General features: G+C 72.4%; 21 protein-coding genes and 1 tRNA gene. 16 read left to right on the forward strand and 6 right to left on the reverse strand.

What is annotated here, in order from left to right:
- The 5 genes from RWH44_RS08995 to RWH44_RS09015 are packed head-to-tail and all read left to right on the forward strand — an operon-like array spanning position 1 to position 6277.
- Entirely contained in the window at positions 1 to 1707 is a 1707-nt protein-coding gene (locus RWH44_RS08995; RefSeq protein WP_316004329.1) for a carboxyl transferase domain-containing protein, read from the forward strand.
- A gap of 2 nt (positions 1708 to 1709) precedes the next feature.
- On the forward strand, positions 1710 to 3749 hold the full coding sequence (locus RWH44_RS09000; RefSeq protein ID WP_316004330.1) for an ATP-binding protein: 2040 nt from the start codon (positions 1710 to 1712) through the stop codon (positions 3747 to 3749).
- Entirely contained in the window at positions 3746 to 4924 is a 1179-nt protein-coding gene (locus RWH44_RS09005) for an acyl-CoA dehydrogenase family protein (RefSeq protein ID WP_316004331.1), read from the forward strand. Before RWH44_RS09000 ends, RWH44_RS09005 begins: the two co-directional genes overlap by 4 nt.
- The gene (locus RWH44_RS09010; RefSeq protein ID WP_316004332.1) at positions 4921 to 5388 is read left to right on the forward strand and encodes a MaoC family dehydratase; all 468 of its coding nucleotides are present in this window, start codon (positions 4921 to 4923) and stop codon (positions 5386 to 5388) included. Before RWH44_RS09005 ends, RWH44_RS09010 begins: the two co-directional genes overlap by 4 nt.
- 55 nt (positions 5389 to 5443) lie before the next feature.
- The gene (locus RWH44_RS09015; protein ID WP_298872990.1) at positions 5444 to 6277 is read left to right on the forward strand and encodes an HpcH/HpaI aldolase/citrate lyase family protein; all 834 of its coding nucleotides are present in this window, start codon (positions 5444 to 5446) and stop codon (positions 6275 to 6277) included.
- 159 nt (positions 6278 to 6436) lie between these two features.
- Here RWH44_RS09015 and RWH44_RS09020 read toward each other — a convergent pair whose 3' ends face one another.
- Together RWH44_RS09020 and RWH44_RS09025 are read right to left on the reverse strand one after the other, a co-directional pair.
- Positions 6437 to 7024 (reverse strand): histidine phosphatase family protein, encoded by a 588-nt coding sequence (locus RWH44_RS09020; RefSeq protein ID WP_298872988.1) that lies wholly within the window; start codon positions 7022 to 7024, stop codon positions 6437 to 6439.
- A gap of 85 nt (positions 7025 to 7109) precedes the next feature.
- Complete coding sequence (locus RWH44_RS09025; protein WP_316004333.1) at positions 7110 to 7958, reverse strand: Sir2 family NAD-dependent protein deacetylase; 849 nt, start codon at positions 7956 to 7958, stop codon at positions 7110 to 7112.
- Positions 7959 to 8153: 195 nt separating this feature from the next.
- Between RWH44_RS09025 and RWH44_RS09030 the strand changes: the two genes are divergently transcribed.
- The gene (locus RWH44_RS09030; protein ID WP_316004334.1) at positions 8154 to 8963 is read left to right on the forward strand and encodes a TrmH family RNA methyltransferase; all 810 of its coding nucleotides are present in this window, start codon (positions 8154 to 8156) and stop codon (positions 8961 to 8963) included.
- A 230-nt stretch (positions 8964 to 9193) separates the two neighbouring features.
- Here the strand turns inward: RWH44_RS09030 and RWH44_RS09035 are convergent, their stop codons facing one another.
- Positions 9194 to 10054 carry an SGNH/GDSL hydrolase family protein gene (locus RWH44_RS09035; protein ID WP_316004335.1) on the reverse strand — a complete coding sequence of 287 codons (861 nt, stop codon included), beginning with the start codon at positions 10052 to 10054 and terminating at the stop codon, positions 9194 to 9196.
- A gap of 762 nt (positions 10055 to 10816) precedes the next feature.
- Here RWH44_RS09035 and RWH44_RS09040 point away from each other — a divergent pair.
- Both RWH44_RS09040 and RWH44_RS09045 read left to right on the forward strand, forming a co-directional pair.
- Entirely contained in the window at positions 10817 to 12652 is a 1836-nt protein-coding gene (locus tag RWH44_RS09040; protein WP_298873158.1) for a DEAD/DEAH box helicase, read from the forward strand.
- Between the two features lie 325 nt (positions 12653 to 12977).
- Complete coding sequence (locus RWH44_RS09045; protein WP_316004336.1) at positions 12978 to 14057, forward strand: VIT1/CCC1 transporter family protein; 1080 nt, start codon at positions 12978 to 12980, stop codon at positions 14055 to 14057.
- Positions 14058 to 14118: 61 nt separating this feature from the next.
- Here RWH44_RS09045 and RWH44_RS09050 read toward each other — a convergent pair whose 3' ends face one another.
- Both RWH44_RS09050 and RWH44_RS09055 read right to left on the reverse strand, forming a co-directional pair.
- Positions 14119 to 15165, reverse strand: coding sequence for an isopenicillin N synthase family dioxygenase (locus tag RWH44_RS09050; RefSeq protein ID WP_316004337.1), 1047 nt, complete (start codon positions 15163 to 15165; stop codon positions 14119 to 14121).
- Positions 15166 to 15410: 245 nt separating this feature from the next.
- Positions 15411 to 15495, reverse strand: a tRNA-Leu gene (locus tag RWH44_RS09055).
- 173 nt (positions 15496 to 15668) lie between these two features.
- On the opposite strand from RWH44_RS09055, the gene RWH44_RS09060 reads away from it, so the two are divergent.
- Both RWH44_RS09060 and RWH44_RS09065 read left to right on the forward strand, forming a co-directional pair.
- A complete protein-coding gene (locus RWH44_RS09060; protein ID WP_316004338.1) occupies positions 15669 to 16970 on the forward strand; it encodes a M20/M25/M40 family metallo-hydrolase in 1302 nt (433 codons plus the stop codon).
- Positions 16971 to 16978: 8 nt separating this feature from the next.
- Positions 16979 to 17827, forward strand: coding sequence for an undecaprenyl-diphosphate phosphatase (locus RWH44_RS09065; protein WP_298872978.1), 849 nt, complete (start codon positions 16979 to 16981; stop codon positions 17825 to 17827).
- A 211-nt stretch (positions 17828 to 18038) separates the two neighbouring features.
- Here RWH44_RS09065 and RWH44_RS09070 read toward each other — a convergent pair whose 3' ends face one another.
- Entirely contained in the window at positions 18039 to 18905 is an 867-nt protein-coding gene (locus RWH44_RS09070) for a PAC2 family protein (protein WP_316004339.1), read from the reverse strand.
- Between the two features lie 118 nt (positions 18906 to 19023).
- Here RWH44_RS09070 and RWH44_RS09075 point away from each other — a divergent pair, with 118 nt between their 5' ends.
- The 6 genes from RWH44_RS09075 (at position 19024) to tatA (ending at position 24252) form a co-directional block, all read left to right on the forward strand.
- Positions 19024 to 19722, forward strand: coding sequence for an HAD family hydrolase (locus tag RWH44_RS09075; RefSeq protein ID WP_316004340.1), 699 nt, complete (start codon positions 19024 to 19026; stop codon positions 19720 to 19722).
- Complete coding sequence (locus RWH44_RS09080) at positions 19719 to 20744, forward strand: tRNA (adenine-N1)-methyltransferase (RefSeq protein WP_298872975.1); 1026 nt, start codon at positions 19719 to 19721, stop codon at positions 20742 to 20744. The genes RWH44_RS09075 and RWH44_RS09080 overlap by 4 nt, the downstream gene beginning before the upstream one ends.
- 110 nt (positions 20745 to 20854) lie before the next feature.
- Positions 20855 to 21802: an FKBP-type peptidyl-prolyl cis-trans isomerase gene (locus tag RWH44_RS09085; RefSeq protein ID WP_316004341.1), complete on the forward strand. Its 948-nt coding sequence runs from the start codon at positions 20855 to 20857 to the stop codon at positions 21800 to 21802.
- Positions 21803 to 21962: 160 nt separating this feature from the next.
- Entirely contained in the window at positions 21963 to 22892 is a 930-nt protein-coding gene (locus RWH44_RS09090) for a helix-turn-helix transcriptional regulator (protein WP_437127287.1), read from the forward strand.
- Positions 22889 to 23878, forward strand: a complete 990-nt coding sequence (locus RWH44_RS09095; protein ID WP_316004342.1) for a helix-turn-helix transcriptional regulator — start codon at positions 22889 to 22891, stop codon at positions 23876 to 23878. The genes RWH44_RS09090 and RWH44_RS09095 overlap by 4 nt, the downstream gene beginning before the upstream one ends.
- A gap of 116 nt (positions 23879 to 23994) precedes the next feature.
- Positions 23995 to 24252: a Sec-independent protein translocase subunit TatA gene (tatA, locus tag RWH44_RS09100; RefSeq protein ID WP_298872969.1), complete on the forward strand. Its 258-nt coding sequence runs from the start codon at positions 23995 to 23997 to the stop codon at positions 24250 to 24252.
- Positions 24253 to 24312 lie beyond the last annotated feature (60 nt).

Here is a 24312-nt window from a genome sequence, read left to right on the forward strand (position 1 = left end):
ATGAGCACGACACCGCTCACCGGAACAGCCCCCGGAGTCCGCGGGGACGCCGCGCCGCCACCCCGCGCCGACGCCGCGACTCCCCGCGCCGACGCCGCGCCACCCCGCGCCGACGCCGCGACCCCCCGCGCCGCCGACGCGCCCGCTGAGGCCCCGGTCACCCAGGCGAGCCTGGCCGCCGCCCTCCGAGACACCCTCGCGCGCACGGCCCGCGGGGGATCCGACGCCGCGCGCGACCGCCACACGGCCCGCGGAAAGCTCCTCGCGCGCGAGCGCATCGATCGCCTGCTCGACGAGGGCAGCCCCTTCCTCGAGGTCGCCCCCCTCGCCGCCCACGGGCTCTACGACGGCGGAGCCCCCGCCGCAGGGGTCGTCGCCGGCATCGGCCTCGTGCATGGGCGCCACGTGATGGTCGTCGCCAACGACGCCACGGTGAAGGGCGGCGCCTACTTCCCCCTCACCGTGAAGAAGCACCTGCGCGCGCAGGAGATCGCCCTCGACAACCGCCTGCCGTGCGTCTACCTCGTCGACTCGGGTGGGGCGTTCCTGCCGATGCAGGACGAGGTGTTCCCCGACCGCGACCACTTCGGCCGCATCTTCCGCAATCAGGCGCAGCTGTCGGCGCGCGGCATCCCGCAGATCGCCGCTGTCATGGGTTCGTGCACCGCGGGGGGCGCGTACGTGCCGGCGATGAGCGACGAGAGCGTGATCGTGCGGAACCAGGGCACGGTGTTCCTCGGCGGTCCGCCGCTGGTGAAGGCCGCGATCGGGGAGGACGTCACCGCCGAACAGCTCGGCGGCGGCGACCTGCACGCCCGCCGCTCGGGAGTCGTCGACCACCTCGCCGACGACGACGAGCACGCCCTCGAGATCGTGCGCGACATCGTCGCGACCCTCCCGCCGACGCCGGCGCCGGTGTGGCAGGTCGAGGAGCCCGCGGGACCCGCGCGCGACCCGCAGGAGCTCTACGACATCGTCCCGGTGGACGTCGCGCAGCCCGTCGACATGCGCGCGATCATCGACACCCTCGTCGACGCCGACTCCCTGCACGAGTTCAAAGCCCTCTACGGCGAGAGCGTCATCACCACCTTCGCGCGCCTGCACGGACACCCGGTCGCCGTGATCGCCAATGACGGCGTGCTCTTCAGCGAGTCGGCCCTCAAGGCCGCGCACTTCATCGAACTCGCCGATCAGCGCGGCATCCCCCTGCTGTTCCTGCAGAACATCACCGGGTTCATGGTCGGTCGTGACGCCGAGGCCGGGGGCATCGCGAAAGACGGCGCCAAGATGGTCACCGCCGTCGCCACCACCCGCGTGCCCAAGCTCACCGTCCTCGTCGGGGGCTCCTACGGCGCCGGCAACTACGCGATGTGCGGTCGCGCCTACGACCCGCGGTTCCTGTGGACCTGGCCCGCGAGCCGCATCTCGGTCATGGGCGGGGCGCAAGCGGCATCCGTCCTCTCCACGGTCCAGCGCGACCAGCGCGCCGCACGGGGTGAGGAGTGGACGGATGCCGAGCAGCGCGCGTTCGAGGAGCCCATCCGCGCCCGTTACGACGAGCAGGGCGACCCGTACTACGCCACCGCCCGCCTGTGGGACGACGGTGTGATCGACCCCGCCGACACGCGCACGATGCTCGGGCTCGCTCTCGACGTCGTCAGCCGGGTGCCGTTGGCCGACCGGGGCTTCGGCCTCTTCCGGATGTGATCATGAGCGTTCCCCCGTTCTCCTCCGTTCTCGTCGCCAACCGCGGTGAGATCGCGCGCCGGGTGTTCCGGACGCTGCGGCGTCTCGGCATCCGCTCGGTCGCCGTCTTCACCGACGCGGATGCCGACGCCCCCCACGTGCGCGATGCCGACCGGGCCGTGCGGGTGCCCTCGTACCTCGACGTCGACGCGGTGGTCGCCGCGGCGGTGTCGTCGGGGGCGGATGCCGTGCACCCCGGCTACGGCTTTCTCAGCGAGAACGCCGGCTTCGCCCGCGCCTGCGCCGCGGCCGGCGTCGTCTTCGTCGGCCCGGGGGTCGAGGCCCTCGAGGTGATGGGCGACAAGATCCGCGCCAAGGAGCACGTCGCGGCGCACGACGTGCCGACCGTGCCGGGCTTCTCGGCGACGGGGTTGAGCGACGACGACATCGCCGCCGAGGCCGACCGCGCCGGATACCCCCTGCTCGTCAAGCCTTCCGCCGGTGGGGGCGGTAAGGGCATGACCGTGGCCACCGGACCCGACGACCTCGCCGACGCGCTCGCCACCGCCCGCCGGGTCGCCGCAGCGGCCTTCGGCGATGACACCCTGCTGCTCGAGCGGCTGCTGGAGCGCCCCCGGCACATCGAGGTGCAGGTGCTCGCCGATGCGCACGGCACGACGATCTCCCTCGGCGAGCGCGAATGCACCCTGCAGCGGCGGCATCAGAAGGTGATCGAGGAAGCGCCCTCGCCCGTCGTGGATGCCGTCACCCGTGAACGTCTCGGCGAGGCCGCGGTCGCCGCCGCGCGCAGCGTCGGCTATCTCGGGGCGGGCACCGTCGAGTTCCTCGTCGCGGGAGACCGGCTCGACGAGCCCTTCTTCATCGAGATGAACACGCGCCTGCAGGTCGAGCACCCCGTGACCGAGATGATCACCGGTATCGACCTCGTCGAGCAGCAGCTGCGGGTCGCGGCGGGTCACCCGCTCGACGTCGGCGAGATCCGCCTCGACGGACACGCGATCGAGGCACGCGTGTACGCCGAGACGCCGTCGCGCGGCTACCTTCCCGCCACCGGGACCGTGACCCTCTGGCATCCGGGATCCGCCCGCGTCGACAGTGCCGTCGAGACGGGGAGCGTCATCAGCGCGCTGTACGACCCCATGATCGCGAAGGTCATCGCCCACGGGCCCGACCGCGAGACCGCCCTGTCCCGGCTCGACGCCGCGCTCGCCGAGACCGTCGTGCTCGGCGTCGACACGAACATCGCGGATCTTCGCGCGCTGCTCGCCGAACCGGCCGTCCGCGCGGGCGACCTCGACACGGGATTGTTGGATCGACGGGAAACTCCCGCGACGCCGGAACCGTCGCCGGCCGCGCTCGCCGCGGTGGCGCGAAAGGTCGTGGATGCCGCGCCCCCCGCGAACGGCTCGGTGTGGGGTCGCGTCGGGGCCTGGCGGGCCGGGGGAGCGCAGTCTTCTCGCACGGTGGCGCTGGAAGACGACGCCGGGCAGGTGTACGCCGTCGCACCGGCCGAGGGTGACGCCCCCGTGACGGGTGGTCCGGTCGAGTACTGGGTGCACGCCGATGGGGGAGCGCACCGGCTGCGTCTCGTCTCTCGTCGGGCGGCCGCCGCGCGTCGCCGAACCGCCGCGGGCCGCGCGCCCGGGGTCGTCGCCCCCGACCTCCTCGCCCCGCTGCCCGGCACCGTGGTCGCCGTGCACGTCGCCGACGGCGACACCGTCGAGGCCGGCGCCCGGCTCGTCACGATCGAGGCGATGAAGATGGAGCACACGGTGGTGGCCCCACACGCCGGCACCGTGCGCCTGCGCACGGCGACGGGCGCGCAGGTCGCCCGCGACGCGGTGGTCGCGACCGTGACCCCCGCCGCGCAGGTGCCGGAGGCTTCGACGAGCTCAGCCTCCTCCGCCGCCCAGGTTCCTGAGCTTGTCGAAGGGACCGGTACCCCCGCCGCGCAGGTGCCGGAGGCTTCGACGAGCTCAGCCTCCTCCGCCGCCTCGCCGGCATCCGCCCCCACCCCATCCCCCGAGGAGACCCACCCGTGAGCATCGACAGCCAGCAGGCTTTCACCGACGACGAGCGCGAACTGAGCGCGATGGTGCGCGAATTCGCCGACGAAGTGATCGCCCCGCGGTCCTACGAGGCCGACCGCGCGCACGAACTCCCCCTCGACCTCGTCGAGCAGATGGGCGAGATCGGCTTGTTCGGCCTGCCGTTCCCCGAGGAGGTCGGCGGGCAGGGCGGCGACTACGCGAGCCTCTGCGTCGCGATCGAGGGCATCGCGCGCGTCGACCAGTCGATGGCGATCACCCTCGAAGCGGGAGTGGGCCTGGGCGCCATGCCGATCTACCGCTACGGCACCGACGCGCAGAAGGCGCAGTACCTGCCCGACCTCGTCGCGGGTCGCGCGCTCGCCGGGTTCGGGCTGACCGAGGCGGAGGCCGGCAGCGACGCCGGCGCCACGCGAACGACGGCCCGTCTCGAGGGCGGGGAGTGGGTGATCGACGGGTCGAAGCAATTCATCACCAACTCGGGCACCGACATCACCCGCTTCGTCACCGTCACCGCGGTCACCGGGCGCTCCGAGGCGGGGCGGCCCGAGATCTCGACGATCATCGTCCCCAACGGCACGCCGGGCTTCACCGTCGGCCCCGCCTACGACAAGGTCGGCTGGAACGCCTCCGACACCCACCCGCTCACCTTCGACGGGGTGCGGGTTCCCGAGGAGAATCTCCTCGGCGAGCGCGGCCACGGCTTCAAGAACTTCCTGCGCACCCTCGATGAGGGTCGCGTCGCGATCGCCGCCCTCGCGACGGGCGCGGCCGAGGGATGCCTCGAAGCGGCCGTCGACTACGCCCGCAGCCGCACGGTGTTCGGCGAGCCCCTGTCGACCCGGCAGAGCATGCAGTTCCTCCTCGCGCGCATGCACGCCCGCGTGCACACGGCGCGCCTGGCGTGGGTGCACGCCGCGCGCCTGTGCGACGCGGGGAAGCCCTTCTCGGTGGATGCCGCGGTGGCCAAGATGACGGCCAGCGACGCCGCGATGGCCAACGCGCGCGATGCGACGCAGGTGTTCGGCGGCAACGGCTTCATCAACGAGTACCCCGTCGCGCGGCACTACCGCGACTCGAAGATCCTCGAGATCGGCGAGGGCACGACCGAGGTGCAGCTCATGGTGATCTCGCGCGCGCTGGGGCTCACCGGTACCGTAGCGGCATGATCGAGCAGCGCGGCCTGTTTCTGGAGGAGTTCGTCGTCGGCGAGAGATACGCGCACCGTCCCGGTCGCACCGTCACCGATGCCGACAATGTGCTGTTCACCACCCTCACCATGAACCCGCAGGCGCTGCACCTCGACGCCGCGTACGCCGCGACGCAGCCCTTCGGCTGGCCGCTGGTGAACTCGATGTGGACGCTGGCCACCCTCGTCGGACTCTCGGTGGGCCAGCTGACCCAGGGCACGCTGGTCGCGCAGCTGGGGCTCACCGACGTGAGCTTCCCCGCGCCGTTGTTCGTGGGCGACACCCTCACGGCCGAGACCGAGATCGTCTCGGTGCGGCCCTCGGCATCCCGACCCGGTCAGGGGGTCGTCGTCATGGCGCACACCGGGCTCTCGCAGAACGACGAGGTCGTGGCCACGGCGACGCGCACGGTGCTGGTATGGGCGCAGGAGCCGGCGGCGTGAGCGCGGCGAGCCGGGGCAGTGTCCCGACGGCCGGGCCGGTCGAGGGGCGACGCGCGTGAGCGGCGCGCACCCCGACTCGCGCGCCGGCACGCGTCCGTTCGCCCTGGGGCCGGCGCTGCTGTTCGTCCCCGGTGATCGTCCCGAGCGGCTGTCGAAGGCCCTCGACCGGGCGGATGCCGCGATCCTCGACCTCGAGGACGCCGTGGCCGGGCACGCCAAGACCGTCGCCCGCGAGGCGATGATCGCGGCCGACCCCGATCCCGATCGCGTCATCGTGCGGGTCAACGGGCCCGAGACCGAGCACTTCGCCCGCGATCTCGCGGCGCTGGCGCACACCCGCGTCCGCACCGTGATGGTCGCCAAGGCCGAGGACCCGGCATCCCTCGCCCCTCTCGAGGGGTACGACGTCATCGCGCTCTGCGAGACCGCCCGCGGGGTCGTGCAGGCGGAGCAGCTCGCCGCCGTGCCCCAGGTGGTCGCGCTCATGTGGGGCGCCGAAGACCTCGTCGCCAGCCTCGGCGGCACCTCCAGCCGGTTCGCCGACGCCACCTACCGCGACGTCGCCCGCCTCGCCCGTGCGCGCGTGCTGCTGGCCGCGGGGGCCTTCGGCAAACGCGCGATAGACGCCGTCCACGTCGACATCGGCGACCTCGAGGGTCTCTCCGCCGAAGCCCAGGATGCCGCGGCCTCGGGGTTCGCGGCCACCGCGTGCATCCACCCGGGTCAGGTGGAGACGATCCGGGCGGCGTATGCGCCCACGGCCGAACAGCTGCGGTGGGCGCACGGCGTGCTCGCCGAGGCCGAGGGCGGCGCGTTCCGCTTCGAGGGGCGCATGATCGACGAGCCGATCCTGCGGCACGCGCGCTCGCTGGTCGCGCGGGCCGGCTGAGCCGCGCTCCCGCGCGAGGTCGTCGAGCGGTGCGATGCCAGGTGGCCGGGCCTGTCGAAGCCGCCGGGGGTGTTCCGGTCCCTTCGACGGGCTCAGGGACCTGGGGTCCGGGGGAGGTGGCTGAGCCTGTCGAAGCCACCGCGACCCGCGATCGCGGATCTAGCCCGCGACCCCCGCGTACGCGAGCATCTCCCAGGCGTCGCCGTCGAGGCGGAACGTCGTCGCCGAGCAGTTCGGCAGACGCTCGCCCTCGCGAGGGAACTCGCCATCGGTGGCGTGCATGATGACCTCGCGAATGAGTGCGCCGTGCGCGACCGCGATCACGTCGACGTCGTCGGGGGTCTCGGCGATGACCTCGGCGATCGCGGCGAGAGCGCGCTCTCGCACCACCGGCCACGCCTCGGCGCCGGGCACGTCGGCCGCGTGCCACGGACCGTAGGTGTCATAGAAGGTCGGGGCGTCCATTCCCTCGGCGTCGCCGTAGGAGCGTTCCTGCAGTCCCGGCATCCGTCGGCTGACGGTGGTTCCCAGGGCGGCGGCGATCACATCCGCCGTCTCGGCCGCGCGCGACAGGTCGCTCGAGACCACGACGACCTCACGTCCGGCGTATTCGGCCGCGAGGGTCTCGGCGATGCCCTGCGCCTGGATGCGGCCCGTGTCGTTGAGGGGGATGTCGGTCGAGCCCTGGATGCGGCCCCCGAAGTTCCAGGCCGTCTCACCGTGTCGCACAAGAGTCAGGATCGTCACCGTTCGAGCCTAACCGGCGGCGCACGGCGAGGGTTCCGTGATCCCGTGGCCGACGCACGGCAGGTCTCCCCGCGCGGCCTCCGCGTCAGAGCAGTCCCGGCAACCGCTCGGCGAACGCCTGCAGCACCTCGGTCGTGCTGCCGTCGATCTTCACGCTCGCGCGCTGATCGGCGCGGGTCTCCCCGCGATTCACGATGACCACCGGCAGGCGCTTCCGCCGTGCCCGCTCGACGAGACGGATGCCGCTGTTCACCACGAGCGACGACCCCGCGACCACGAGCGCCTCGCTGGTGTGCACGAGCTGCTCGGCCTCGCGGAACCTCTCGACGGGGATGTACTCGCCGAAGAAGACGACATCGGGCTTGAGCGTGCCCCCGCACACCGAGCACACCGGCACGACGAACCCGTCGGCCGACGCCGGGGTGACGTCGCCGTCGGGTCCGAGCTCGACGTTCTCGGGCAGGCTGATCCACGGGTTGTCGGCCTCGACGCGCTCGGCCAGATCGCGCCGGTCGAACACCTGCCCGCAGTGCAGGCAGCCCACCCGGCGCATCGTGCCGTGCAGCTCCACCACCCGGCCGCTGCCGGCCCGCACGTGCAGGCCGTCGACGTTCTGCGTCACGACGCCGTTGGCCACCCCGGCGGCCTCGAGCGCCGCGAGGGCGCGGTGACCGCCGTTGGGCTCGGCCGCCGCGAACACCTTCCAGCCGAGATGACTGCCCACCCAGTAGCGCCGGCGCGCCTCGGCGCTCGCCAGGAACTGCTGCGCCGTCATCGGCGTCCGCGTGGGCGCGCCCTTGCCGCGGTAGTCGGGGATGCCCGAGTCGGTGGAGACCCCGGCGCCGGTCAGCACCGCCACACGGCGGCCCGCGAGCACCTCGACGGCCCGATCGATGGATGCCGAGAACCCGGCATCCTCCGTCGTGTCGGTCATGCGCACCTCCGTCGTATCGATCCTACGGCGGGGCGCCGACGCCCCGGCCCGCGCGCGGTGGGGCGGGCGGGGGTCCCGACGGGTGAGCGCCCGAGAAACCCGGACGGGATCGCCGGCGGCCCGGTGGCCGGGACGTCCGATGCGCGCACCTGAGGCTCGGGGCGCGCGCCGACGCGGGGCTGGCACGATGGGACGATGCCCGTCATCCCGCTCGACTCCGCCGACGACCCGCGCCTCGCCGACTACCGCGACCTCACCGACGTCTCGCTGCGCCGGGTGACCGAGCCCGCGGGCGGGCTGTACATCGCGGAATCGTCGAAGGTGCTCGACCGGGCCCTGCGCGCGGGACACCGCCCGCGGTCCGTGCTCGTGCAGGAGAAGTTCCTCGCCGACGCGCTCGCCCTCGTGGGGGACGACGCCGAGGTCTACGTCGTCCCCGCCGAGATCGCCGAGCGGGTCACGGGGTACACCGTGCACCGGGGGCTCCTGGCCTCCATGCATCGCCCGGCCCTGGCATCCGTCGCCGACGTCGTACGCGACGCACGGCTGGTCGTCGTGCTCGAAGACATCGTCGATCACACCAACATCGGCGCGGCGTTCCGTTCGGCCGCGGCCCTCGGCGCCGACGCCGTGCTCGTGACCCCGCGCTGCGCCGATCCCCTCTACCGCCGGAGCGTACGGGTGAGCATGGGCACGGTGTTCCAGGTGCCGTGGACGCGGCTTCCCGAATGGACGGATGCCACGCCCCTCCTGCACGACGCCGGCTTCCACCTGGCCGCTCTCGCCCTGTCGGACGATGCCCTCACGCTCGACGCCTTCTCGGCCGCGAACCACGACCGTGTCGCCCTGCTGCTCGGCGCGGAGGGCGACGGCCTCAGCCGCGGAGCGCTCGCCGCGGCCGACACCGTCGTGACGATCCCGATGGCCGGGGGAGTGGACTCGCTCAACGTCGCCGCGGCGAGCGCGGTGGCGCTGTGGGAACTCGGGCGCGGCCGACGGGGCTGAGGCGGGGGAGGGCGCGGGGGTCGCCCGAGCGGATCGCCGAATCCGCCCTCGCGTGCGGCACGACGACGCGGCCCCGGCGCCGACGTGCGGTCAGGTCGCGGCGCGAGGGCACCGAGCCGGTCGTCGGTCGCGGGTGCGAGTCGTCGGTGCGGGTTCGGGTGTCGGTGTGGGCCGTCGGTCGCGTCGTGCGTCGGCTTCAGACCTGCCCCGGCCTCAGACCTGCCCCGGCCTCAGACCTGCGTCTCGCGGGAGCCCGCGGCATCCTGGCCCGGGGCGAGGGTGACGACGGGGAGCGGCTCCGGACGTTTCGGCTGGATGTGATCGCCCGACGACTGATGGCGGAGGCGCCGCAGCACCCACGGCACGAGGTACTCGCGCGCCCACACGAAGTCCTTCTCGCGGGCGGCGCGCCAGGTCATGATCGCCTGGGTTTCGGCCTGCATCGGTTCGAGGTCGTTGGGGACGTTGAGGGCGCGCAGCACCATGCGGGCGACCTCGTGGTGACCCAGGGAGTTGTAGTGCAGCCGGTCGTCGTCGAAGAAGCGCATGTCCTGCACCTCTTTCAGTCCCCACTGGTCGGCGACGACGCAGTCGTAGCGGTCGGCGATCGAGCGGATGTTCTCGTTGTAGATCGCGACCTTTCCCCGGATGTTGCGGAACACCGGCGTGAACTCGGTGTCGATCGCCGTGAAGACCACGACGGTGGCCCCTCCGCTGCGTAGCCGCGCAATGGCGTCTTCGAACTGCCGCGAGACCGCGTCGGGGTCGCTGCCCGGGCGGATGACGTCGTTGCCGCCGGCCGAGATCGTGATGAGGTCGGGCTTGAGCGCCAGGGCGGGCTCGATCTGGTCGGCGACGATCTGCGCGATGAGCTTGCCGCGCACGGCGAGGTTGGCGTAGGCGAAGTCGTCGACCTGCGCACCGAGCACCTCGGCGACGCGGTCGGCCCAGCCGCGATGACCGCCGTCGGGCAACGGGTCGCCGATGCCCTCGGTGAACGAGTCCCCCAGGGCGACGAAGCGGCGCCACGGGTGGGGACCGGCGTTGTCGGGCGTGGGCGAGGTGCGGGGCGAGTGCGGATCGAGAGTCATCGAAACCTCCGTCCTCCACGGTACCCCCGGCTTCCGACACGGCAAGGTGGGATGCCGGGCGACGCACGCTCGACCGGCCGGAACGTCCCGGCGGGTGGGGCGCGAAGGCGCGCGCCGACGGGGCGCCGCGGTCGTCAGCAGAGCCGCTCGCGGCTCCTTCCGCCTCGGCCGTCGGATAAACGCCATTTGTGCCGATGAACGCCGCGTGCCCGCGTTTCTCCGCATGAATCGCGTTTATCGCCGGTGATGCGGGGGAACCGTCCCCAGCCCGGGCATGTCGCACTCCGAGGTCGCCTATCGTTGATGTTCGCGCTCGCGAGGGATGGAGGTTCGATGCTGGAAGAAGAAGCCCGCACCCCAAACCTCCGGCAGACGGATGCCGAGACCGCGCCCCGCATCGCGAGTCCCGGCCCGGTCGCGAGCCCTGGTCCGGTGGCGAGTCCCGGCCGGGTGGCGAGTCCCGGCCCGGTGGCGAGCCCTGGTCGGGTGGCGAGCCCTGGTCGGGTGGCGAGCCCTGGTCCGGTCGCGAGCCCTGGCCCGGTGGCAAGCCCTGGCCTTTTCGCGAGCCCCGGCCCGGTGGCGAGTCCCGGTCCTGTCGCCGGTCCCGGCCCCGCGGCACACACCCCCGTCGCCCCGCCCTCCGACGCGCTCCCCGAACCCGCCCCCTCGGCATCCGCCCCGATCGATCCGTCCCACGCCACCGCACCCGTCGCCGACGACCCCGCCCCGGGGGCGACGCCCGACCCGGCCTTCGACGGCGCGGTGGACGGCACCGAGCCGCACTTCGGCTCCTTCGCCGCCGAGCACCTCTCGCCGTCGTTCCCGCAGCGCGCGCCGTGGGGCACCGCGCAGCGCCTGCGCGCCTGGCAGGCCGAGGCGCTCGATCAGTACTTCGGGTCCGACGGACCCGACGGCATCGGCAAGGGCCCCCGCGACTTCCTCGCCGCCGCGACCCCCGGCGCCGGTAAGACGACGTTCGCGCTCCGCCTCGCGTCCGAGCTCATGCGCCGCCGCGTGGTCGACCGCATCGTGGTCGTGGCCCCCACCGAGCACCTCAAGACCCAGTGGGCCGAGGCGGCCGCGCGAGTCGGCATCCGGCTCGATCCGTTCTTCTCCAACCGTCACGCCACGCCCTCGCGGCAGTATCACGGCGTCGCGGTCACCTACGCCCAGGTCGCGGTCAAGGCCGAGGTGCACCAGCGCCTGACGATGGATGCGCGGACCCTGGTCATCCTCGACGAGGTGCACCACGGCGGCGACGCGCTCAGCTGGGGCGACGCCCTCCGCGAGGCCTACAGTCGAGCGACTCGCCGCCTGCTGCTGTCGGGAACGCCCTTCCGCAGCGACACTGCGCCCATCCCGTTCGTGGAGTACCACCCCAACTCCAAGGGCATCCGCCTCTCGCGCACCGACTACGCCTACGGCTACCGCCGCGCCCTCGACGACGGCGTCGTGCGCCCCGTCTTCTTCCTCGTCTACGCCGGTCAGATGCGCTGGCGCACCAAGGCGGGCGAGGAGATGGAGGCCCAGCTCGGCCAGGACAACACCAAGGACATCACCTCGCAGGCCTGGCGCACCGCGCTCGACCCCAACGGCGACTGGATCCCCGCCGTGCTGCGCTCGGCCGACCGCCGCCTCACCGAGGTGCGCGAGACGGTCCCGGATGCCGGGGGCCTGGTCATCGCGACCGACCAGACCGCCGCGCGCGCGTACGCCGCCATCCTCGAAGACATCAGCGGCGAGAAGGTCACCGTCGTGCTCTCCGACGAGGCCGAGGCCTCGGGCCGCATCGAGACGTTCTCGAAGGGCACGACCCGGTGGATGGTCGCCGTGCGCATGGTGTCGGAAGGTGTCGACGTGCCGCGCCTCGCCGTCGGCGTCTACGCCACGAGCGCCTCGACCCCGCTGTTCTTCGCCCAGGCCATCGGGCGTTTCGTGCGCGCACGTCGTCGCGGTGAGACCGCGAGCGTGTTCCTGCCCAACGTCCCGCAGCTGCTCGCCCTCGCCGGCGAGATGGAGGCGCAGCGCGACCACGCCCTCGACCGCGACAGCGACGCGGAAGACCAGTGGAACGCCGAAGAAGACATGATGGATGCCGCCGAGCGCGAGGACAAGGCGTCCGACGCGCTCGAGCAGGAGTTCGAGTACCAGGCGCTGGGGTCCCTCGCCCACTTCGATCGGGTGCTGTTCGACGGACAGGAGTTCGGTCAGCTCGCGGTGCCCGGGACGATCGAGGAGGAGGAGTTCCTCGGCATCCCGGGTCTTCTCGAGCCCGAGCAGGTGCACGAGGTGCTCATGTCGCGGGCCACGCGGCAGTCGCGGCACCGTTCGACGCGCGAGGCGAGCGAGAAGGAGAGCGGGGTCGAGCCGCCGTCGGTCGACGAGGGTGGGCTGCCCGGCCCCCTGCACCGGACGCTCAAGGAACAGCGCCAGCTGCTCAACACGATGGTCGGGCTGTACGCCCGCCAGACCGGTGAGCCGCACGGTCTGGTCCACGCCGAGCTCCGACGCCTGTGCGGTGGTCCCGCCGTCTCGCACGCCACCGTCGCGCAGCTGCAGGCGCGCATCGACGTGCTCCGTCGTCGCGTGCACTCCTAGAACCGGACGCCTCGACGTCGGGGAGCCGTCATCGGCGTGCTCTGCCGTCGCGTGTACTCCTCGAACCGGACGCCCCGACGCCGGGAAGCTGGAGGCGCGCATCGGCGTGCTCCGCCGTCACGTGCACTCCTCGAACCGGACGCCCCGACGCCGCGGACCGGTGAAGCGGAACCCGGCACTTTCGCGCCGCCGAAACGCTGGCATCCCGCCCGCGGGATCCGCGTCTTTCCGGGCTTCGGAGCCCCGAAATGCTGGCAGTATCGACCGACGCGCCCGGGGGAGGGATTCCCCCTCATTACGGTGGGGACGACCCGAAGGAGCCCCCGTGACGACCTCCGCCACACCCACCGCCCGCGATCGCCGTCGATGGGCGCGCTACCTCGTCGACGAACGCGCCGAGGCCCGCGTGTACCGCGAGCTCGCCTCCCGTCGAACGGGTGAGGAACGCGACATCCTGCTCGAGCTCGCCGAGGCCGAGGGCCGGCACGAGCAGCACTGGATCGACCTGCTGGGCGAGACGCCCAAGCGGCTGCCCGCGCCCGGGATCGGCACGCGCCTGCTGGCGTGGATGGCCCGCCGCTTCGGCTCGATCTTCGTTCTCGCCCTCGCGCAGAACGCCGAAGCCCGCTCGCCCTACGCCGACGAGCCCTACGCCACCGCCGCGATGGCCGCCGACGAGCGCGTGCACCACGAGGTCGTGCGCGGCCTCGCCGCCCGCGGCCGTCGTCGCCTGTCCGGAACCTTCCGCGCCGCCGTCTTCGGCGCGAACGACGGCCTCGTCTCCAACCTCGCCCTCGTGATGGGTGTGGGCGCCACCGGCGTGGCGCCCAGCTTCGTGCTGTTCAGCGGCATCGCGGGGCTGCTCGCGGGCGCGCTGTCGATGGGCGCCGGCGAGTTCGTCTCGGTCCGCTCGCAGCGCGAGCTGCTCGAGGCCACCGAGGAGAGCGACTTCGCCGACTCCGCCCTTCCCCACCTCGACCTGGATGCCAACGAGCTCGCCCTCGTGTACCGCACGCGCGGGATGGACTCCGACGCCGCTCTCGACAAGGCGCGCGAGGTCGTCACCGCCGCCCAGGCCGGCAGCGCCCCGGTCGCCGCGGCTCCGGGGGAGTCGTCGCACGAGGTCGTGGGCAGCGCGTGGGGCGCGGCGCTGTCGAGCTTCCTGTTCTTCGCCTCGGGCGCGATCATCCCCGTGCTGCCGTGGATCTTCGGCATGAGCGGCTTCGGCGCCGTGGCGCTCGCTCTCGGCCTCGTCGGCATCGCGCTGATCGCCACCGGAGCGATGGTCGGTCTGCTCTCGGGCGCCTCGCCGCTCAAGCGCGGTCTGCGCCAGCTCGCGATCGGCTTCGGCGCGGCCGCGGTGACCTACGTGCTGGGTCTGCTGTTCGGCGTCTCGGCGGCCTGATCCCCGCGGGCCCGACGCGCCGCGCCTCGGCGCAGGCGTCGGGCCCGCGCCGGACCCCGGGTCAGCCCCGCTCGGCCGCGGCCACCCGTGCGGCCTCGCGCACCGCACCGACGTTCTTCCGGCCGGCGCGCGAACCGGCGAGCTTCGCGGTGATGTGCTCGCGCACCGTGACCGGCTCGTACAGCGCCGGCGAGTCGGCCGAGACGAATCCCGGGAGCGGGGCGATCACGGCATCCGCGTTGCCGTCGTGGAAGAACGCCGCGGACCGGCGCCGCTCGATCGTGCCGTCGATCACCGGGGGCTTCACCCGGTGCAGGGTCGACAGCCACTTGTCGTTCGTCAGTCGGGCGGCCACATCTCCGAGATTCACCAGCAGGGCGCCCTCGGCCGGCGAGACGTCGTTCCACGACCCGTCGAGCCCCAGCACCTGCAGCCCCGCGACCCGGTCCGCCCATAGCACGGTCACGAGCCCGAAGTCGGTGTGCTCTCCCATGCCCGTCAGCTCCGCCCCGAGCTCGATCGAGCCCGGCGGCAGGGCGTAGTTGTTCATGCGCAGCACGTCGATCGAGTGGTCGGTGACGTCGCCGAAGAAGTCGTCCGGCACCCGTAGGGCCGCGGCGAAGATGCGGGTGAGGGTCTGCGCCACCCGACGCGCCTCGTCGTAGTAGGTCGTGACGGCGGGTTCGAAGCCGGCGGTGTCGTCGGGCCAGGTGTTCTCCGCGTAGTCCTCGGCGGTCGCCGTCGTGCCCGGATACTCGCGCCACGACGTCCCCACGTTGAACGCCTCGAAGAAGTCGTTCATGCGTGTGACCGGGTCGACTCCCAGGCTGTAGCTGAGCGACTCGCTCTTCGGCGGGCTGTACCCGCGGTTCTCCCCGCCGGGGCGAACGTATTTCTTCTTCGCCTCCAGGGGCAGCGCGAAGAAGTCGTCCAGGCCCTGCTGCAGGTCGTCGATGACCACGTTCGGGATGCCATGCCCCACGATCTGCATGAACCCCACCGTGCGACACGCGTGGTCGACGGCCGCGACGACCGCCGCACGCGCGTCCGGCGAGCCCGGACCCACCCACGCCGAGATGTCGATGGTGGGGACGTGGAAGCGAGCCATGCGTGATCCGATCTGCCGGGGGAACGCCTCGACGCTAAGCGCGCCATGTCACACCGGTGTTTCTGCGGCGTCACGGTTCGCGGAGCCTCCGGCGGTGCCGACCCGGCCCCGGACGGATCGGGAGATCGCACGCGCGCGGAACCGTCGGCGGTGCGGGTTCGACCCCGCACGGGTTGCAAGCCCTCCCGCTCCCGCAGCAACGAGAAAGACCCCCGGGGATGAACCCCGGGGGTCTTTCTCATGTGTGCGCGAGGGGGGACTTGAACCCCCACGCCCTATACGGGCACTAGCACCTCAAGCTAGCGCGTCTACCTATTCCGCCACCCGCGCATCTGGGTGTTTGTCACTTTCGCAACGAGGAACGACATTACCATGCCCCGGGCCCCGCCTCTAACCGACGGCGACGCCCGGGCGCGTCCCCACCCGGCCACCCTCGCGCGCCGCGCCCCTCTCGTGACGACGTGCGTCGGGGGAGCGCCCCGGCCGCCGGTACCGTAGTGCGCATGCCCGAGCTCGAAACCGACGTCCCCGAGGTCGCCCGCATCGCATCCGACCTCATCCGCTTCGACACCTCGAACTACGGCGGAGGGCGCGCGAACGGCGAGCGCGAGGCGGCCGAGTACGTCGGGGCCTACCTCGAGGGCCTTGGGCTCGACGCGGCGTACTACGAGCCCGTCGAGCGCCGCACCAACGTCTGCGCCCGCGTGCCGGGTCGCGACCGCGACAAGCCGGCACTGATCCTGCACGGACACCTCGACGTGGTGCCCGCCGTCGCCGAGGACTGGAGCGTCGATCCCTTCGCGGGAGAGATCCGCGACGGCATCCTGTGGGGCCGCGGAGCGGTCGATATGAAGGACATGGATGCCATGATCCTGACCTCCGTCGCCGATCTGCTGCGCGCGGGGGAGCAGCCCGAGCGCGACGTGATCGTGACGTTCTTCGCCGACGAGGAGAACGGCGGCGTCGAGGGCTCGGCGCGCGTCGTGAAGGACCGCCCCGAGTGGTTCGCCGGCGCCACCGAGGCCATCAGCGAGGTCGGCGGCTACTCGATCGCCGTCGGCGACCGCCGCGCCTACCTGCTGCAGGTCGGGGAGAAGGCCCTCATCTGGATCAAGCTCGTCGCCCGCGGGCGGGCCGGACACGGCAGCGGTCTGCACGCCGACAACGCCGTCACCCGACTCGCCGAGGCCGTCGCGGCCCTCGGTCGCACCGAATGGCCCGTCCGACTCACCGACACCACGCGTGCGCTCCTGGCGGGCCTCGCCGACATCACGGGTGACGACGCGGGCGATCCCGACACTCTCGCGAAGCGCACGGGCGCGGCATCCAGCTTCATCCGGTCCACGCTGCGCACGACGACCAATCCCACGGGCCTGACCGCCGGGTACAAGCACAACGTCATCCCCGACCGCGCGGAGGCGCTCATCGACGTGCGCGTGCTGCCCGGCACGGAGCAGGCCGCCCTCGACGACATCCGCCGCATCGTCGGCGACGGCGTCGAGATCGAGATCGTGCACCAGGACATCGGTCTCGAGGTGCCCTTCTCGGGCGTCCTGGTCGACGCCATGGTCGCGCAGCTCGGCCGTCACGACCCCGGCGTACCCGTCGTGCCGTACCTCATGGGAGGCGGCACCGACAACAAGGCGCTGTCGACCCTCGGAATCTCCGGCTACGGATTCGCACCGTTGCGACTTCCCGCCGGTCTCGACTTCACCGGGATGTTCCACGGTGTCGACGAGCGCGTCCCCGTCGACGCGCTCGAGTTCGGTCGACGTGTTCTCGCCGACCTCCTCCGGACGTACTGAAGGACCGCATGCATATCTTCGAGGTCATCATCCTCGGGCTCGTCCAGGGCCTGACCGAGTTCCTCCCCATCTCCTCCAGCGCCCACCTGCGCATCGTGGGGGAGTTCCTCCCCTCGCAGACCGACCCGGGCGCGACGTTCACCGCGATCACGCAGATCGGCACGGAGCTGGCCGTGCTGATCTACTTCCGCAAGAAGATCGGCCGTGTCATCTCGCGCTGGTTCCTCTCGCTCAGCGGCAAGGTGCCGCGCAACGACCCCGACGCCCGCATGGGCTGGCTGGTCATCATCGGCACGATCCCCATCGCGCTGCTCGGCGTTCTGCTGCAGAGCCTCATCCGCGACAACTTCCGGAGCCTCTGGATCACCGCGGTGGTGCTCATCGTCTTCGGCATCCTGCTGGGTCTCGCCGACCACTACGGCAAGCGCCGTCGCGACCTCGACGACCTGACGTACCCGCACGGCATCGCCTACGGTTTCGCCCAGGCGCTCGCGCTCGTGCCGGGCGTCTCGCGCTCGGGGGCGACCACCACGCTCGGCCGCGCCCTCGGCTACAAGCGCACCGCCGCCGCCGAGTACTCGTTCCTGCTGGCCGTGCCCGCGGTCTTCGCGAGCGGTCTGTTCGAGCTGTACAAGAGCTTCGACGAGGGCACCGGCCCCTACACCCTCGGCGAGACGGCCATCGCGACCGTCATCGCGTTCGTCGTGGGCTACCTCGTCATCGCGTTCCTCATGCAGTACCTCAAGCGCGGCAGCTTCCTGCCGTTCGTGATCTACCGCATCGCGCTGGGCCTGCTGATCATCGTCCTGCTGCTGACCGGAGTCATCCCCGCGGTGTCGACGGTCATGACCAGCTGATCCCGGATGCTACGACGGCGCCGTCCCGAGCGGGGCGGCGCCGTCGTCGTGTCCGGGCGCCCGGTGGCTTCGTCGGGCTCAGCCGCCTCGCATCGGATGGGAGGTCCCCGATCCTGTCGAAGGGACCGGCGCCGTCGTCGTGTCCGGGCGTCCGGTGTCTTCGTCGGACGGAGTCACCTTCCGACCGACCGCGCGCGCCGGCCGGCGCCGCCTAGCGGCGCGGCGGGTCGTCGCGACCGGGCTTCGTGGGACCCTCGCCCCCGCGGCGCAGGTACCGCTCGAACTCCTGGGCGATGGCATCCCCCGAGGCCTCGGGCGAGTCCCACGTGTCGCGGGTCTGCTCGAGCTGACGGATGTAGTCGCTCATCTCCTCGTCGTCGGCCGCGGCGGCGTCGATCGATGCCTCCCACTGGCGCGACTCGGCTTCGAGATCGCCGCGCGGAACCGTGATCCCGGTGATCGCCTCGAGCTTCTCGAGGAGCGCGAGCGTGGCCTTGGGCGAGGGGGTGTGCCCCGCGACGTAGTGCGGGACGCTGGCCCACAGGCTCGCCGTCGGGATACCGACCTGCTCCGACGCGTGACCGATGGCGCTCAGGATGCCGACGGGGCCCTCGTACAGGCTCCGCTCGAGCCCGAGCGACTGCCGCACGCCGTCGTTGTCGCTGCCGGCGAAGACCGAGATCGGCCGCGTGTGCGGCACGTCGGACATCATCGAGCCGAGCGCGACGAAACCGGTGACGTCCTCGCGCAGGGCGACGTCGATGAACTCCGCCGCGAACGCCTGCCAGGCGCGCGCGGGCTCCACGCCCACCAGCAGCCAGATCTCCGCATCGCCCGACCGCTCGGTCGGACGCAGCAGCTTCGCCTCGGGCCAGGTGAGCGTCCGCCGCCCCTCGGCATCCAGGCCGATCTGGGGGCGCGTGTACTGATAGTCGAAGTACAGCTCGGGGTCGACCGTGTGCACGACCTCGTACTCCGCGTCGGCGCGCAGAAGCGCCGCGGCCGCGGACGCGGCTTCTCCGGCGTCGTTCCAGCCGTCGAAAGCGGCCACGATGATCCGGCGACCCAGTGCGTCCACGCAACCTCCTCTGCCCCGTCGGGGCTTCGTTCCAGGATAGGCGCACCCGTGCGCGGGCGGTCGGACCCGCCGTCCCCCCGGGCGCGGGGAGGAGCCGCGCCTTCCATAAGATGGAACGATGACTTCTTCCGCCCTCGCTGCGGTCCTCTGGGACATGGACGGCACCCTGGTCGACACCGAGCCCTACTGGATGGCTGCCGAGGTGCCGCTGGTCGAGCGCTTCGGGGGCACCTGGTCGCACGAGCAGGCCCTGGGCATGGTGGGTCTCGCGCTCGAGGACTCGGCGCGCCTGCTGCAGAACGCAGGGGTGCCGTGGGGCGTCGACGAGATCATCGCGCACCTGACCGACGAGGTGCTGCGCCAGCTCGCGAGCACGGGCGTCCCGTTCCGTCCGGGCGCTCGCGAACTGCTCGCCGACCTCAAGGCGCACGGGATCAAGACCGGGCTGGTGACGATGTCGATGCGGCGCATGGCGCTCTCGATCGCCGACCTGATCGACTTCCCCGCCTTCGACGTGGTCGTCGCCGGCGACGACGTCGAGCGACCCAAGCCCCACCCCGACCCATACCTGCAGGCGGCCGAGGCCCTGGGCGTCGACATCCGCTCCACCGTCGCGATCGAAGACAGCCCCAACGGCTTGCGATCGGCGATCGCCAGCGGTGCGGTCGCGCTCGGCGTGCCCCTGATGGTGCCGCTCGACGACGTCGGAGCGCACAGCCTCTGGCCGAGCCTCGAGGGCCGCACCGCCACCGATCTCCGCGCCCTCCACGGCGCGCACACCCCGACCCGCCCCTCCGAAACGCGAGCGAACCGATGAGCGAGACCCCCCACCTGAGCGGACCCTTCCGCATCGGCGACCGCGTGCAGCTGACGGGACCCAAGGGCCGCATGCACACGATCACCCTGCGCGAGGCGGGCGAGCTGCACACCCACAACGGCGTGCTGAAGCACTCCCTCCTGGTCGGCCAGCCCGACGGCAGCGTCGTCACCAACAGCTCCGGCCACGACTACCTGGCCGTTCGCCCCCTGCTGCGCGACTTCGTCATGTCGATGCCGCGGGGAGCGGCGATCGTCTACCCGAAGGACGCCGCGCAGATCCTCGCCCAGGCCGACGTGTTCCCCGGCGCCACGGTCGTGGAGGCCGGCGTCGGCTCGGGCGCCCTGTCGCTGTGGCTGCTGCGCGCGATCGGCCCGGCCGGCCGCCTGCTGTCGTTCGAGCGGCGCGAGGAGTTCGCCGACGTGGCCCGCGCCAACGTCGAGACCTTCCACGGCGAGCACCCCGCGACCTGGGAGGTCGTCGTCGGCGACCTCGTCGAGAGCCTCCCGGATGCCGTGGCTCCGGCATCCGTCGACCGCGTCGTGCTCGACATGCTCGCGCCCTGGGAGTGCATCGACGCCGTCGCCGACGCCCTCACCCCCGGCGGCGTGGTGCTCTGCTACATCGCCACCGCCACGCAGCTCAGCCGCGTCGCGGAGTACATCCGCGCGACGGGCCTGTTCACCGAACCGGATGCCAGCGAGACGATGGTCCGCGGCTGGCACGTCGAGGGACTCGCGGTGCGCCCCGACCACCGCATGGTCGCGCACACGGGCTTCCTCATCACGGCGCGCCGTCTCGCGCCGGGCGCGATCCCGCCCGAGGTGAAGCGCCGCGCGTCGAAGTCGAGCTACGGCGACGAGGACGTGGAGCTGTGGACGCCGGGCGCCGTGGGCGATCGCGAGATCACCGACAAGAACCTGCGCAAACGCGTGCGCGAAGCGCAGAAGTCGGCCGAGGGCGTCCGCCAGTCGGTCGCGGGCGCGGCCGCGGTCGTCGAGGAGACCCCCGCGGGGGAGTAGCGCGCCCGCGGGGCGAGGGTCTCGTCCGCCTCCGGTCGAGACGGCGCATGCGGGGCGAGCCCCCAGGTGGGGCGGCGGGTGAGAGCCGCGGGAGCACCTAAACTGTTCCGGTGCGCAGACTTCCCGCTCTCGTTGCCGTGACCGCTCTGGCCGGAATCGGCCTCGTCGGGTGCTCGGCATCCGCCGCCTCGTCGTGCCCGACCCCCACCGACGCCGGCATCGCGTCGGTCGTCGAGGCGACCGGCGACCTCGGCTCGGCGCCCACCGTCACGGTGCGCTCGCCCTTCCTCCCGGAAGAGGCCGGCACCGACACGCTGATCGCGGGCGACGGGCAGCGCATCACCAGCGACAAGCAGCTCGCGCTCGTCGACGTCACGGTGCTCGATGCGGCGACCGGCGAGCAGCTCGTCGCCACGAAGTACGACTCCGACCTCTCGACCGCGACGCCGCTGCCGCGCCTCACCCAGGCCGTGCCGTCGATCGCTCCGCTGATGACCTGCGTGGCCGAGGGTTCGCGCGTGGCCGTGGCCATCCCGGGCTCCGACCTCGGCGCCGACGGGGCGAAGGCCCTCGGCGTCACCGAGGGCGACGGTGCCATCTTTGTCTTCGACGTGCGCAAGGTGTTCCTGCCCGCCGCCGACGGGGCCGACCAGTACAACGCCGATTCCGGCATGCCCTCCGTCGTGCGCGCACCCGACGGGCAGCCCGGCGTCGTGATCCCCGCCGGCGACGCCCCGACCGAGGTCCGTTCGCAGGTCATCAAGAAGGGCGACGGCGACGTGCTGACCGCCGACTCGTCGGCGATCATCCACGTCCAGGGCGTCGCATGGGGCGCGAAGACCACCTTCGCCTCCACGTGGAAGAACGGTGCCCCCGGGCAGGCGACGGTCTCCGCCCTGCCCCCGGCCCTCGCCTCGGCGCTCGAAGGACAGCCGGTCGGCTCGCAGATCCTCGTCGTCGTGCCCGCCGACCAGACGCAGGCGGACCAGCAGGCGCTGCAGGCTCCGGCGAACACCGCGCTGGTCTACGTCGTCGACATCCTCGGCACCATCGGCTGAGTCCGACCCCTCGCGTCGTTTCGAGACCGGCCCACCGCCGCCACTGCGCGCGGGGGCCGGTCTCGGTGGTTCGGGCCCGACCCCGGCCTAGGATGGGCGGGTGCCCGCCGCTTCCCGCAACGCTCCCGAGGAGCGTCTGGTGAACCTCGTCGTCGCGCTCATGGCGACCGAGCAGGGCCTGACGAAGGACACGATCCTGTCGTCGGTGGCCGGCTACCGCGAGCAGCTCGAAGCGGGGGCCTCGAAGGACGCGCTCGAGAAGATGTTCGAGCGCGACAAAGAGAACCTGCGCGGGCTGGGCGTGCCGATCGAGACGATCGGCAACCGCGCCGACCCCGACGACCTGCGCGAGGCGCGATATCGCGTGCCGACCGCCGAATACGCCCTCCCCGCCGACATCTCGTTCAGTCCCGCCGAGATCGCGCTGCTCAACATCGCCGGCGGGGTGTGGGGGAGCGAGTCGCTGTCGGTCGATGCGCGCAGCGGTCTGCGCAAGATCCGCGCCCTGGGCATCGCCGTCGACGAGCCGATCATCGGCTACGCCCCGCGCATCAGGGTGCGAGACGCCGCCTTCGGTGCAGTGCAGCGCGCGATCGAGCAGTGTCGCACGGTCACCTTCACGTACCTCCGCCCCGGTGACGCGCATCCTCGCGAGCGCCGCCTGCGTCCTCTCGCTCTTGTGGAGTACGAGGCGCGGTGGCACGTCTACGGCTTCGACGTGAACGTCGGCGCCGATCGCACCTTCCTGCTCTCGCGCATCGTCAGCGACGTGACCCTCACCCGCGAGAAGTTCCCGCCCGCGTTGCGCGAGGGGGCCGGGGAGCGCGCTCTCGGGGGACTGAACGACGTCGCCGCCCGCCAGCGGGCTCTGCTCGAGGTGCACCCGGGCACCGAGGCCGCCCTGCGCCTGGCGCGGCGGGCGGAGCAGGCGCCGCAGGGCATCGTCGTGCCCTACGTCGACCTGCACGTCTTCGCCGACGAGTTGGCCTCCTACGGACCCGAGGTGCGCGTGGTGGAGCCCGCGGGCCTGCGCGCCGAGGTGATCCGACGCCTCCGGGCGACCCTCGAACGGCACGGAGGGGCCGCATGAGCGCCGATCGCCCCGGAGCCGACCGTCCGATCGCCGCCCTCGATCGCGCGGCCCTCCTTCTGCAGCTCGTGCCGTACCTGCTGGGCAAGGGCGAGGTGAGCGTCGCGGAGGCCGCCGCCGAGTTCGACGTCGCGCCCGAGCAGATGCGCGCGATGGTCGAACGCCTCACGGTGATCGGACTACCGGGCGAACGGGGCTACTGGCAGCTGCCGCACGACCTCTTCGACATCGACTGGGACCTGCTCGATCGCGACGACGTCATCGCGATCACCAACACGGTCGGGCTCGAGCGCTCCCCGCGCCTGACCGCCCGCGAGGCGGCGGCGCTGCTCGCCGGGCTCCAGCTCGCCCGCAGCCTGCCCGGCGTGGGCGACAGCGACGTGGTGACCGGCCTGCTCGAGAAGCTCGCCCGGGGAGCGGCCGCCGCCCCGCCGCCCGTGATCGTCGCGCCCGGGCCCGTCGACGGCGTGCGCGACGTGGTCGACCGCGCCCTTCGCGAGCGCGTCGCCGTGACCTTCACCTACCGGGCTCCGGGTGCCGCCCCGGCGTCTCGGACCGTCGACCCGATCAAGGTGCACATCGCGAACGGCCAGTGGTACCTGCAGGGCTGGGACCACCTCCGCCAGGCCGTGCGCACCTTCCACCTCGACCGGGTGGGCGAACCGACCCTCACCGACATCGCGGCCGTGCACGGCGCCGACCCCGTTCCGGAACTCTTCGCGCCGGGCGACGACGAGGTGGTCGCGCGTTTTCGCTTCCCGCGCGCGGTGGCGCCCCTCCTGGCCGACTACCTCGACCGCGCCGAGATCGAGGATGCCGACGACGACACCGCCGTGGCATCCCTGCGCCTCGCCGACGAGCAGAACCTGAAACGGCTCGCCGCCCGCCGCGGGGGAGAGGTGGAGCTGCTGGAGCCCCTCGGCGCGAGACGCGCCGCGGCAGCGTGGGCCGCGGCGGGACTGGCGCAGTACGCCGACGGGGACTGACCGGGCGGCGGGCCGGCGGGCTACGGGGCCGCTACCGGGATTTCCCCGCGCGTCGGATCACCCCTCGTGCACGCGGGTTACACTGGAGACTCGCCCGACAATGATGAGGAGTCACCATGCTCGGCAATCTCACCGGATGGCACCTGCTGGTCGTCCTCGCGGTCATCCTCCTTCTCTTCGGTGCGGCGAAGCTTCCCGCGCTCGCCAAGAGCATGGGTCAGTCGGCCCGTGTGTTCAAGAGCGAGATGAAGGAGATGAAGCGCGACGACGAGGTCGCGGCCGCGCAGTCCTCCGACGTCCCGCGTCCCGCCGACAACGGCACCGCGTCGACCGTGGCACCCGAACCGCGCAGGTCGACCGACCCCACCGTCTGACGCGTGGCGACGGCACGATCGCCGCGGATCGACCTCCCCGAGGAGCCGCGGCGCGATAAG

The sequence above is a fragment of the Microbacterium phycohabitans genome, assembly GCF_032464935.1.
Lineage (GTDB): Bacteria > Actinomycetota > Actinomycetes > Actinomycetales > Microbacteriaceae > Microbacterium > Microbacterium phycohabitans.